At 61.5% G+C, this 12,802-nt stretch carries 8 protein-coding genes; 2 read left to right on the top strand and 6 right to left on the bottom strand.

What is annotated here, in order from left to right; genetic code table 11:
• The first annotated feature begins 134 nt into the window (after positions 1-134).
• Positions 135-821: a response regulator transcription factor gene (locus ASC85_RS02265; protein ID WP_156395610.1), complete on the top strand. Its 687-nt coding sequence runs from the start codon at positions 135-137 to the stop codon at positions 819-821.
• A gap of 522 nt (positions 822-1,343) precedes the next feature.
• Here ASC85_RS02265 and ASC85_RS02270 read toward each other — a convergent pair.
• Positions 1,344-1,703, bottom strand: a complete 360-nt coding sequence (locus ASC85_RS02270) for a DUF6124 family protein (protein WP_057448071.1) — start codon at positions 1,701-1,703, stop codon at positions 1,344-1,346.
• 636 nt (positions 1,704-2,339) lie between these two features.
• Positions 2,340-6,500, bottom strand: a complete 4,161-nt coding sequence (locus ASC85_RS02275; RefSeq protein WP_057448072.1) for a DUF5801 repeats-in-toxin domain-containing protein — start codon at positions 6,498-6,500, stop codon at positions 2,340-2,342.
• 303 nt (positions 6,501-6,803) lie between these two features.
• Between ASC85_RS02275 and ASC85_RS02280 the strand changes: the two genes are divergently transcribed.
• Entirely contained in the window at positions 6,804-7,568 is a 765-nt protein-coding gene (locus tag ASC85_RS02280; RefSeq protein ID WP_057448073.1) for an SDR family NAD(P)-dependent oxidoreductase, read from the top strand.
• Between the two features lie 69 nt (positions 7,569-7,637).
• Here the strand turns inward: ASC85_RS02280 and ASC85_RS02285 are convergent, their stop codons facing one another.
• The 4 genes from ASC85_RS02285 to ASC85_RS02300 are packed head-to-tail and all read right to left on the bottom strand — an operon-like array spanning position 7,638 to position 12,791.
• Positions 7,638-8,693, bottom strand: coding sequence for a hypothetical protein (locus ASC85_RS02285; RefSeq protein ID WP_057448074.1), 1,056 nt, complete (start codon positions 8,691-8,693; stop codon positions 7,638-7,640).
• 32 nt (positions 8,694-8,725) lie between these two features.
• Positions 8,726-10,543 (bottom strand): hypothetical protein, encoded by a 1,818-nt coding sequence (locus tag ASC85_RS02290; protein ID WP_057448075.1) that lies wholly within the window; start codon positions 10,541-10,543, stop codon positions 8,726-8,728.
• Positions 10,544-10,546: 3 nt separating this feature from the next.
• Positions 10,547-11,851 (bottom strand): hypothetical protein, encoded by a 1,305-nt coding sequence (locus ASC85_RS02295; protein ID WP_057448076.1) that lies wholly within the window; start codon positions 11,849-11,851, stop codon positions 10,547-10,549.
• A 19-nt stretch (positions 11,852-11,870) separates the two neighbouring features.
• Entirely contained in the window at positions 11,871-12,791 is a 921-nt protein-coding gene (locus ASC85_RS02300) for a hypothetical protein (RefSeq protein ID WP_057448077.1), read from the bottom strand.
• Between the last annotated feature and the right edge of the window lie 11 nt (positions 12,792-12,802).

The following is a 12,802-nucleotide window of genomic DNA, read 5'->3' on the forward strand; positions in this document are numbered from 1 at the left end:
GTTGTCTCGATGGTTTCGCCCGGCTTCTTGAAATGCACACTACCCCCACCAGCAGAACATCCAGTGGACGTCCTGGTTTGCCTTGCGAGGGGGTTATCGATATGAGACCGGATCATAGAGCACCGATCCGCGTGATGTTGGTCGATTGTCGCCCCCTCGTTCTCCGGGGGCTTCATGACTTGATCAACGCCAGAAAGCCGCAGATGGAAGTGAGCGGCCAGGCTTCGACCTATACCCATGCGCTGGACCTTGCCGATCAGTTGCGGCCCAACGTGATTTTTTTCAGTTTCTTTCCCGATGCGTTGAACCCGCTGGAAGTTGTCGCGGGGCTGACCCGCAGCGCGCAGATGAAAGTGCTGGTGCTCAAGGGATTGTATGAGGCCGTTCCTGTCGCCCAGGCGATAGAGGCGGGCGCACGGGGCATTGTGTTGGCCGAAGACCCGACGGAGTCGATCATCCAGGCCATCGTCAAGGTGCACCATCGCGATATCGGAATGGACAGGGCCTGGGCCGGTGGGCTTTCCGGCTATGCCGCCATCGGCCATGCAACCACCCAGTGCAATCTGGAGCAGGCGAAACAGGCTCGGTTGACGTTGCGCGAGAAGGAATTGATTCGTGTCATCGTGGGGGACCCGTCTGCCAAATACATCAGCATCGCTGGGCGCCTGGGTATCAGCGAACACACGGTGCACAATCACCTCAGTAACATCTATCAGAAGCTTGATCTTATTAACCGCATCGACCTGTTGATGTATGCGCTCAAGCATGGGCTTACCAACAGTGAAGAGCCGCCGGAGTCCACTTGGGTGGAATTGGATTGACCTTGTTGGAACTGGCTAGGATTTTGTTGATTGAGTACATATCCATTGCTGCGGTAACGGCTGCTTAGGATTCCGCCCTGACGGCGGCTCACTTTTGAGAAGCCCGGAAGCCGGCCCAGTCAAAAGCAAGCAAAACGCTCCTGCCCCACCACTTGGCCCCCACAATGCCTGTGTTCGGCCAGCGTGGTTAACGGGACGCCGAGATCAACGTCCACCGCGAGGCGGCCTAGTAGCCGACCTGGCTCTCCCGGTCGTACACCTCTCAGATCTGTGGGAGCAAAGCTTGCTCGCGAAGACGGCAGCACATGCACCATTGATGCAGGCTGACCCACCGCTTTCGCGAGCAAGCTCGCTCCCACAGAGGGATTTGTGCCGAACACAAGTTTTTTGCCCTCTGAAGATCCAGTGTGGGAGCGAGCTTGCTCGCGATAGCGGCGGGTCAGTTTGCATGGGGCGAGCTGGCGGCCTTGTAGTCGAGGCGTCTACAAGTGCCAGCCAGCCCTTTCGGTTTGGGGCGAGTTGTTAACGTGGATCGGCGATATCCAGCGCCCGATTCGCCAGCAGCTCACTCACTTCAATCACTTGCTGGATACCCATCGCAATATGCCGGTGAGAACCCTCAAGATCGAATGCCAAGTCGCTGATCATGGCGTTGGCTGAGGCCAGGTTTTCGCTGAGGTTGGCGAGCAGGCTTTCAGTGTCGATGTCATCGACTACGGTGAAGAGCTGAGCCGTTGGCCGGTCTTTCTTGGGGTTGGCCTGTTCCGGCTTCAAGTAATAATCGAGCGCCCGCTCGGTGGCTTCGTGGAATTTTTCCGGATCGAGGCTGGAGTAGGAAGAGGTGGGGGCTGATTCCGGTGGATTGGGTGTGGCTTTGAACATGATGACGCTCCTATGGGGAATGGGAGCCGCCAAGACCTGTCGCTAAACAGAATGGTGGCGACTGCACGCAGGTTAGCGAACCGGACATAGGCACCCGGTAGACCCGAAGGTCTCCTACATACAGCCGCCATGACGCAATTGCGGTTAGATCCCGCAATGAAGCATGGTTGCTTATGTGCCTATGGTTCGGGTCGCTAAACCCGACCGCTGATTTGTCAGCGACCAGGTAACGATAGAGTCCGACCCCAAAGCGCACAAGCGGGCGGATTCTGGCTTAGTTGTAGGCAAAGGCGCAAGGCGACGTAGCCTCAGGACTAACGCTCCTTGTTACTGCGTATTTGTCTGTAAGACTCGATGCCTGCCGTTAAAGGGGGGTGTTAACACCCATGTCGTGGACCACCTGTGGGAGCAAAGCTTGCTCGCGATGACGGCGGCAAATACAGCGGTGATGCCAACTGATCCACCGCTATCGCGAGCAAGCTCGCTCCCACAGGAAAATGGCGGTGAACATGGAGTTCGCATCCAACCGAGAAACCAATGAGGGTGAGCTGGATTTCGTCGTGATCAGGGAAGGCATAAAAAGCGATGCGAGGATGGTTTCCAGGCCATCCCCGCATCTTTCACGCACGCCATGCTTCAGGCATTGCCAAAAACCACGTCGCTACCCAGCAGATCGACGCCCACCAACGTAATGGTTGTTATTTGCCCGCCAGACTCGGCGACCGTCACGATGCTGTCTGCGCCAGCGTTATCGATCGATTGGACAACGGCGCTCTGATCGCCATTGAGCACCAGGGTGTCCCGCAGGTTCTGGCTCACATCAAAGCCCGTGACCTGGTACTGGTTCTCGGTGAATGTCAGGTCGACGTTGAAGGCGTCTCGCTCGCCGCCCGTGCCCACCAACGTGTAGTCGAACAGCGCATCGGCTGTGTTGTTGGCGAACAGGTTGGCGTCGAACGCACTGGTCGCGGTATCGCCGTCCTTGTCCGTCAGCGTTGCGTTGAACGACAGTTGCACATCGCTGGCCAGGTTCTCGGTTTCCTGGATGAACTGGATGACCGGAATCTTGATTGCGCCTCGGCCCATCGTGAGCTGGACGGCATCGATCATCGCCGTGCCCTCGCGTTCGACCTCGAAGGACACTTGGCCCCCAGCCTCGGGCGTCAGGGTGTTGACCTCGGTGAGGTTGGAGAACGTGCCGTCTTCGTAGTAGATCCGGAAGTACAGGTCTTCAGTCGCGGTGTTGTAGCCTGCTACCGAGTTGTCGATGAAGATTTTCATGCCTGTTACCAGGCTCTCCGGGTTGATGACGAAGCTTTCGTCGGCAGCGCCGATTGCCACCAGGTTGTCCCCTTGCAGCAGGTTGTTGCCGACCCCGATACCGGACGTGCTGACGTTCATGGCTGTCGGATCGATGTAGGAAGGCAGGGGCGTGGTTTGCAGCGTGGCCTCGGTAGGGTCGGGGGCGCCGAGTCCGATGCCGGCGAGGATATCCGTGGTTGAGGCGAGTGCCTTCGCGGAGAAGAACACGATTTCTTCGGACGCCGAAGGGATGGCCGGATTGTTCGTCTCAGGGATCAACAAGGTACGCACCGGATCAGGGCCGCCGGCATCGAGGGAGCCGTCGGCGCTGCTGCGCACGATGGTCGAGCTGAAGCCTTGCACCAGGTCCAATGCATAGCTGCCATTGGCATAGGCGGTCAGCGTGTAGTCGACGCTGGTATCGGCGGTGGTGGCGTTGTTGTCGAAGTCACCGGTCAGTGTCCCGGCAAAATGGTACGCACCGTCGCCGTCCGGCGAGGGCGCCTGTTCGGTGAGCGTACCGGTCCCGGTCGTGGTGGTGTCGTCGGGCCTGACCAGGGTGAACTGGCCATTGACCAGCGAGATATCCAGGCCGTCGGCCCCGGCCGATTTATCCCAGAATCCGTATTGCGCAAGCACGCTGCCGGTGCCGATCAGGTTGCCGAACGCGACCGAAGGGCCGTCGTCCTCGAACACCAGGTTCTGGCCGATGTTGAGCGTCGCCTGGAGGCTGTCGCCGTCCTTGTCGGTCTTGGTCGCGATCAGCGTGATCAGGTTGTCCGCCAGGCTCTTGGCATCATCGGGATTGGTGGCGTCGGGATGCACCAGCGCCCGGATCTGGTCGAGCGTGACATCGCCATTGGTGGCGACGCTGACCGTGAACACCAGCAGATTGGTGGTGGCCGTGCGACCTTCTACCGTTGTGCCGTTGGACGAGAGGTTGACGGTCTCGCCGGTGGCCGTGTCGATGAGCCCGGACGCGCCGGCCACCACGCCGAGGCTGTAGGTCAGTGTGCCGGCATCATCGGCACCGTAGGTGGAGACGAAGTTGGCGGCGAAGTTTTGCATGGCGTTGGTCGCCAATACCGTCTCGTCCACCGTCAGCGTTGGTTCGGTGCCAGTGGTGCTGATGCTCGGCCCGTCATCTTCGAACACCAGGTTCTGCCCGATGTTAAGTACCGCCTGGGCGCTGTCACCCTCCTTATCGGTCTTGGTCGCGGTCAGCGTGACCAGGTTGTCCGAAGTCAGGCTCTTGGCGTCGTCGGGATTGCTGGTGTCGGGGTGCACCACGGCGCGGATCTGGTCGAGGGTGACATCACCATTGGCGGCCACGCTGACGGTGAACACCAACAGGTTGGTGGTGGCGGTGCGACCCTCCACGACCGCGCCGTTGAGCGACAGGTTGACCACTTCGCCCGTGGCGGTGTCGGTGAGCCCGGAAGCGCCGGCCACCACGCCGAGGGCGTAGGTCAGCGTGCCGGCACCGTCGGCGCCGAACGAGGAGGTGAAATTGGCGGCGAAGTTCTGCGTGGCGTTGGTGCCCAGTAGCGTTTCATCCACGGTCAGGGCTGGCTCGATGCCGGTGGTGCTGATACTCGGTCCGTCATCTTCGAACACCAGGTTCTGGCCGATGTTGAGTGTCGCCTGGACGCTGTCACCGTCCCTGTCGGTCTTGGTCGCGGTGAGCGTGACCAGATCGTCCGAGGTCAGGCTCTTGGCGTCATCGGGATCGGTGGTGTCGGGGTGTACCACGGCGCGGATCTGATCAAGCGTGACATCGCCATTGGCCGCCACGCTGACGGTGAACACCAGGAGGTTGGTGGTGGCCGTGCGACCTTCTACCGTTGTGCCATTGAGTGACAGGTTGACCACCTCGCCCGTGGCCGTGTCAGTCAGGCCGGAGGCGCCGGCCACGACGCCGAGGGCGTAAGTCTGCGTGCCAGCGCCGTCGGCGCCGTAGGCGGAGACGAAATTGGCGGCGAAGTTCTGCGTGGCGTTGGTGCCCAGTAGCGTCTCGTCCACCGTCAGGGTTGGCTCGGTGCCGGTGGTGCTGATGCTCGGCCCGTCGTCTTCGAAGATCATCTGGGAGCCGATTTCGGTCTTGGCAACGGATGCCTGGACCAGGGTGAAGCCGCCAATGTCAAAGTCGGCGTGGTTGGTGCCCTTGGCGTCGAGGGCTGCGCCGTTCTCGATGAGCACGCGGTTGTGATCTGACGTGGTGGTGTATTCGATCTGGTAGCCGGCCTTGACCCCGGTGATGGTGGCGACCCCGGAAGCGAAGCTGATGACGATGCCCGCATCATTGGCGGAGCCGTCGGAGTTCTCGATGACCGCCCCGGTGCTGATGTTGATGACCCGCACGTTGCTGATCGCAACCGATGTGTCACCGACATAGCCGTTGATGAAATTCACCCCGGATTCAGCCGCGGTGCTGAACGCGCTGATTTTTACCACGGCGGTCTTGCCGGCCTGCAACTGCACGACATCGAAGTTGGCCATCTTCGTATTGAAGACGTCGGTAAAGTCGATGTTGGATTCCACGTCCGCTTCGGTCTGGTCCAGGTTGGGAATGGTCACATCCTGCCTGGCACCGGTGACGAAGGTGAAACGGATGCCTTCCTGCTCCACGATCATCTGGTTATTGGTACCGAAGGTCGTCGGCCCACCGGCCTGGCTGGTGTTGATCGTGTCACCCGTGGTGATATTGGCGCCACTGGATTGGTCGGCCGGGTCCCTGCCGGTGGCGATGATGGTGGGCTCGGTGATCCGCAGGACCCCGTCGACCAGCTCCGTCGTCGGGTTCGCCGTGGTGAACATCAGGAACAGGTTCTGGCCGGAGGGCGCGTTGGCCAGGCTGAACTCAAGGTCCTGGCTCGCGCCGATGAAGACTTTGTCCAGCAGGTTGACGGCATCGTCTGGGTTGGTATTGACGGGTTGCTGGAGCGGTTCGTAGAGCACGGTCCAGATCTTGCCGCCGGTGGCGGTTTCTTCAATGTAGGCGGCAAAAACGATTGCACCGGCTGGGCCGCCGGCCCGGCCGAGGACGATATTGTCGTTGGTGTCCGTGTACAGAAGGATGCTGGTGCCATTGAGCGTATCCAGCCCGCTGTCGACACCGTCGAGCGGCGCACCGGTGCTGCCGACGAAACTGATATTGGTAATGGTAGCTCCAGGCGCGGCGTTGACCGTGAACGCATCGCTGCCGGTGTTGCCCACGGCGCCGGTATAGCCGCTCAAGGCTGCTCCCGTCGCGGTCCCTGTGCCAAGCGCGGTCAGGCGACTGGCGAAGGCCGTGGGGAGGGATGCGACCAGAATGTCGTTGTCATCCGCGTCTGTTGCAGGGCTCGGCGTGGCGGTGCCGTTCTGCAAATTGGCGGTTTCATCCAGCGTTACGTTGACGCCGGTTGCCACGACCCCCAGGCCGGTGCTGGCGGTTGCAGTGAATAGCGAGGCCGGATCGCTCAGCAGCGCTGAGTCTTGCTCGCGAATAGTCATGACTTTCTCCAGAGCATGCGGTCATCGAGGCCTGACCGTTGACCTTATGAGCGCAACTATGGGGAAGCCTGGAGTGATTGCGTATCGGCTGATACTCCCAGGCGGGGTGGGAGTTTCGGCCTATGCCACCGGCAACGGCAGGGAGGCGGCGAGGCAGATTCGCGCAAAATCCCGACAGTCCCGGCAAACCTGCGAAAGCCCGCTAGTCCCCGTTGCGAGAAAGTGAAGCCGTCGATAACGACAGCGCCCACGGGCGCCGGGCTGGCGAATGCCTCGTCGGCCCGCTCACGCAGGAGAGCGATCATGACCGATATCCAACACAGCATTCCCCACGAAGTCGAAGGCAAGGTTGCACTGGTCACTGGAGCCGCCAGTGGCATCGGCAAGGCCATCGCGTTGTTGCTGCATGCCCGCGGCGCCAAGGTGGTCGCGGAAGACATCAACCCCGCCGTCCATGAGCTGGCCCGTCCCGGGTTGGTGCCGCTGGTGGCCGACATCACCGAGGATGGCGCTGCCGAGCACGCCGTCGGCCTGGCCGTCGAACAGTTCGGCCGGTTGGACATCCTGGTCAACAATGCCGGGATCATCATCAACAAGCTGGTGATCGACATGACGCGCCAGGACTGGGAGCGCATCCAGGCGGTCAACGCCACCGCGGCCTTCCTGCATTCACGCGAAGCGGTCAAGGCAATGATGCCCAACAAGTCGGGGGCCATCGTCAACATTGCGTCCTACGCGTCCTATTTTGCCTTCCCGACCATTGCTGCCTACACCGCCTCCAAGGGCGCCCTGGCGCAACTGACGCGGACCCTGGCGCTGGAAGCCATCGGGCATGGTATTCGTGTCAATGCGGTCGGGGTTGGCGATGTGGTCACCAACATCCTCAATGACGTGGTCGAGGACGGCCCGGCGTTCCTTGCCCAGCATGGCGAAGCCGCGCCTATCGGCCGAGCCGCACAGCCGGAAGAAATTGCCGAGGTGGTTGCGTTCCTGGCGTCGGACCGTGCCAGCTTTATCGTCGGTTCGGTGGTCATGGCGGACGGTGGCATGACGGTCACTGCTGGCTGAATCAAGGAAAAACGGCGCCTATCCCATGAAGGGTAAGCGCCGTTTTTGCCTGCGGCCTTGAGTGTTCGTTCAGAGTTGCACCCGACGAAGTCTGCCGTTTAACGGCACTACGCTTCCATCTGGCGCAGGCAGTGGCCGCCCGACCAGCCCCATGCCTTCGCTGACCAGTACCGCGTCGGGTAACAGGCACAGGTTGGAGGGGGTATCCAGGTCGCGGGCGAGCACCGTGACTTGGGCGGTTTGCAAGTCGCAGCCCAGCAGTCGTCCACTGAACCGGGTAAAGCCGCCATGCAGGGGTTCGCCGTTCCAGTCGGGGAGCAGCGGTTGTTGCAGGCGCTCGCAGAGTTCCAGCACCAGCAGCTGGCCGTTGGGGCGTAGCGCCAGCCCGGTGGGCAGTTGCAGGCCGCGAATCAGGATGTCGATCCTGGCGCTGTCCGGCCAGACCCGGATCACCTGGCCGGCCTTCTCGGCAAAGTCGATGCCCTTGCGGCTCGGGTCGCCGTGCAGTTCGCCCGAGAACAGGCTGATCAGCACGGCGTCTGTCGCCGGTTCGTACACCAGGGTCACGGGAACGGCTTCCTGGCCTTGATCCAGTTCGGGCAGTTGCGCCAATACGCGCTCTTCCTGGCCTGTGACGAACTCCACCAACTGATTGGTATCGGGCTTGACGGCCAGCCAACTGCGGCGGGTCGGGTGGTAGCACAGCGCATTCAGGTTGCCACGGCTATGAAAGACCGGTTCGGGCGGTGTGAATTGCAGGTCCAGCAGTTTGGAGCCGGCGACGTAATCGGTCTGGCTGACCAGGCAGCGTCCGTCACCACAGGCGATGTCCGACACCCCCATGATTTCATCACGCAGCATGCGCGCCTGCATGTTCATGGCGCGAAACCCTTGCGCCAGGGTTTCGCGGGGCAGGTAGGCGCCGGGCCGCTGCGGATCCGGTCGCAGTCGACTGATACGGCCGCTGAAGGGTTGGTCGGGCAACCCCGAGCCTGCTTCGGTCAGCAGCAGGCTGCCATCGGCTTGCAGGCAGAGGCCGCGAGGGTTCAGCAGGTCCTCGGCCACCAGGGTGCTGGGGCGCAGGTTTTCCCCGGGGTGTACGGGGATCTGAAGGGGAACGGGCATAGGCTCTCTCCGTGAATGAGCAGGGGATACGGTCATTGCGGCGGCTGCCACGGTTCACCGGTGAGATAGGCCCGCAGCAACGCCCGTTGGCAGGGCGACATCGAGCGCACCACCGGCATGAACAACGTGGTGCCTTTGTAGGCGTCCGAGGTGCGGGCGAGGATAGGGTTCTTGGCGCCCTTGATTGCATCGGGTTGGTTCAGTGGGATATAGCGCGACATGGCAGGGAAGGCCAGGTAGTGAAAGCGCAGGACGTTGGGGTACATCAGCGGCCAGGTGATGGTGGTGCCCTGGGGAATGCCGAAGTCGGTCTGGGCGTATTTGCGAAAGTTGGTGAAGTAAGCGCTGCTGTCGAGGCCATTGGCCGTGCAGGTCAGGGCGACGAAACCGGCCTGGGCGGCGCTGCCCGGTTTGACGGTGACGGGGAAGCTGACTGAAAGCTGGCCGGCGCTGACCGTCAGCGAGTCAGGGTAGTCGAGGAAGTCCCAGTACTGCGGTTCTTTGTACGTGGGAGGATCCGCTGCCGGGATTGCCTTCAGGCCGATTTCGGTGGGGCTGGGGACCGCCCCACCCAGGTACCTGACCTGCAAGGTGATCGACAGACCGTTGGGGTAGTCCTCCAAGTAGACGTTGCGCTGGTCGGCATAGATCCGATAGGTCGACTCAGTGGCTTGCAACGTGGTACCGGCGACCTTGCCAGGTGCGTTGATCGCCAAGGCAGAGGTCCGTACGGCCTGTAGCTGGTCGGCGGTCAGGGGCAGGTCGACGATGCCGCCATACACGTAGTAGTCGAATAAAAAGCGGCTGGTCGGCTCCAGGGTCGTCAGGGTGGTGGAGCCGGCGCTGATGGTCACGGTCCCGTAATCGGCGTTGGGTCCGATCGGGCTGGTGATGTCGTCCCTGACGGCCCGGAAGGTTTCCTTCGGAATGACGTTCACCATGTCGATGCTCAGGTAACCGGTGTTGTCCAGGTCGGCATAGCCGGCATTGCCCGTACTCTGGTTGACCAGTTGCCGGCCAGGCTGGCAGTTCAGCGGCTCGTCGGCGAAGGCCGGGGCCAGTGTGCCGATGACCCGGCCGATGCTCGGGTTGGGCGTGTACCGGCCGGCGGCATAGTCGGCGTCCAGTTGTTCGGTGGTCATCGTCGGGCACATTTCGAACATGACGAAACGCAGGACGATGCCTGTCGCCCCGGGTGCCTGGATGATCGAGCGCAGGCCGCTGCTGTTCTGGTTCCAACTGACAATGCTGCTCAAGGGGAAGGTCAGTTGAAACGTGCCGCTGGCGTGGAAAGAGCCCGGTGCGTCCATCTTTTTCGGCAGCAACACACGTCCCGCCACGTCGAAACTGCTGCACACGGTGTTGCTGCGGATCAGCAGTTGGATGTTGTCGTTGCCACCGATTTGCAGGCCGCCGACGAAGATTTGGGTGGTCGTCGAGGAGGTGGGGTCCAGGTCCACCATCATTGGGCCGGAAACGGGCCCCTGGCCGGTCACCGGGTCCACCGAACCGAGCAAATAGACGGCCTGGCCCACCAGGTCGCCGGTGGTGTTGATGCTGCCGGGGATGCCCTGGGAGCTGATCAAGGCGTTCTGCATGTCGACGACATGCTGCCCGTAGTGATTCCAGCCACCGGCGGTGTAGTAGTTGCCGGCGGGGGCATTGATCATGTTGTTCAACTGGTCGTCGGTGTAGGGCTCGGCGCCCGGTGCCAGGGTCGAGGTGGTCAGGTCGAAGAGCGGCCAGTCATCGTTGCCATCGTAGGGAATGGTCGGGGAGTTGTTCGGCAGGCTGACGTCGGTGCGGATGCCGCCCCAGAAGTTCAGCCGTGGTCCGTTCAGGATGCTCATGAGTTATTCCTCGTCCTTGATGGTTTTGCCGACAGGTGAATTGGCGAATTTGAACAGGTAGGAGTAGTCGGATTTGTAGGGACTCTTGACCGGTGTCGCCATGGAGTGGCAATTCATGCAACTGCTGTTGGGCTGGATGTAGCTTTCCATGGTCACGTTGGCCGAAAGGGCGGGGGTCGGCTGGCCCAGCGGGTTACTGGGGTTGTCCGGCATCAGCGGGCGCTGGGTGGTGATGAGTTGGTAGTACTTCAACACGCTGCGTTGCAGGTCCGGGTCGCTGCGGTAACGGGCGTTGACCTCGTTGGTGATCTCGGCGATCGGGGTGAAGCGGTTCAACGGGTTCGGGGTCTGGAAGGTGGTGCCAGGTTTGGGCACGCAGACCAGGTGCGCGCCCTGGGTCTGCCAATCGCAGGGCGACTGGTTGAGCGTGGCTGGCGGGGCGCTGGCGTTGAAGTAGGAATAGGTCGTGCCGGAGGTCGGCTGGTCGACCCATACACCGTTCACCAGTGTCTTGGGCGGAACGTTGTCGATCTGCTCGAAGGTCGACCAGATCCACTGCGGATAGCCGTTCACCTTGGTGATGACGTGCAGCCCCACCAGGCCCAGGTAGGCCTCGGTGACGCCGGTGCGCTGGCCTTGGTCGTCGAACGTGGCCACGCGCGCAAGCATGGTCAGGTAGCGGCTGGCATTGTCGTTGGGGGTGAGGATGCGCCAGCTCGATTTGACCTCGATGACCCCATAGGGAAAGTTGATGTTGTTGGCTCTGGAAACCACATCGGCGTTATAGAACTGGTTGGCGACGATGTAGTTGTAGGAGGTCTCGTTGGCCGAGATGTCGTAGTAGGTCGGATTGCCGGCCTGGTCGATCAGCCAGCCGCCGACGGCCTGGTCGACGGCATTCACCTGGGAGCTGTTCTTCAGGGCGGCGATGTTGATGATGCCCAGGCTCTTGGCAAGCTGTGGGGTGTTCCAGGGCCCTGGATCGGCCCCCAGTGGCAGGAAGGTTTCTTCCACGGTCTTGTAGGTCTGCCAGACCGTGTAGCCAGGGTCTCCCGGTTGTTTGCTGCAGTCGGGATCACCGCGCTGCCCCGCCTGGGCGGGCCAGTTCACGGCAATGAACAGCTGCCAGCTGTATTGATCGAACAGCTCCTGGCTGGCGTTGGCCGCCGGCGCGGTGCTGGGGGGTTGGCAATTCAGGTTGGTGGCCTGCGCCTGTCGCAAGGCGTGTTCCTGGGATTGCTCCAAGGCCAGGGCCGGAAGACTGGCCAAACCCAGCAGTACCAGGATGAAACGGAGTGAAGTATTCATGGCGATCCTTCGTCATTGGTCAGGGTTTGCGCTGCATGAGCTTGTTCCACTGCGCCTTTTGCCCGTTGCTCTGTGAAGCCGGTGGCTCGAACAGCTGGCAGGGCGGCGGATTCGCCGGGCACATCGCGGCCACCTGCGCCCAGGTCTGGGCCGGGTCCGGTTTGGCGATGCGGAAGTTGGTGTAGTTCTGGCTGACGATGGGGGCATTGGCGACGCTGGTGTCACCGGAGAAAAAGAACGATTGGGGCTGCCGGTAGGGCGGTTGCCCCGACATTTTTTTGTAGAAGGCATAGCCGAACAGGATCGGTCCCTGCGGCGATTGAAGGTCCAGCGCGTAGGCCTGCACGCTGCCATTGAGGTTTTGGCTGCGCTCGGCGCTGTAAGGCAGGTGCTGGATGAAGTCTTGTCGCGGTGGATGATTCATCGGCGAAAACATGCAGCAGGCCGGCATGTCCTTGGGGCGATCCTGCGGGTAGGTCAGGAAGTAGGCCTTGTTGCCCAGGGAAACGAAGGAGCAGGTGTAGTTGTTGTTCTTGATCGGGAAGATCGGCAGGCAGTACTTCTCATAGTGCTCCATCATCGCACCGAAACCGTCGCCATCGGCCGGGATATAGGCCGTGTCGTAGTAGCTGGTTCCTCGGGAGACGGTGTAGTCCGCCGGGGTCAGGGTGGAGGGCGGATTGCTGTAGGGCGGCGGGTTTTTTTCATAGTTGTGCATCACCCGGTACATGGTCCAATCGCTGATCCAGAACGCCGGGAAAAACGGATCGGAAGGCTCGCCTGGGAGGCGTTTGGCGATGCAGTTGCCGTTCTGTTCGTTGCAGCCCTCGGTGTTGTGCACGCCCATGGTGAAGTACACGGCACCGCTGTCCTGGGCGAACAGAGGCGGGCTGAACAGCAGGATCAACAGCAATAACCGGTTCAAGATACTGGTTTTCATAGGTCATTCCT

This window comes from Pseudomonas sp. Root401 (assembly GCF_001425105.1).
GTDB classification, from domain to species: domain Bacteria; phylum Pseudomonadota; class Gammaproteobacteria; order Pseudomonadales; family Pseudomonadaceae; genus Aquipseudomonas; species Aquipseudomonas brassicacearum.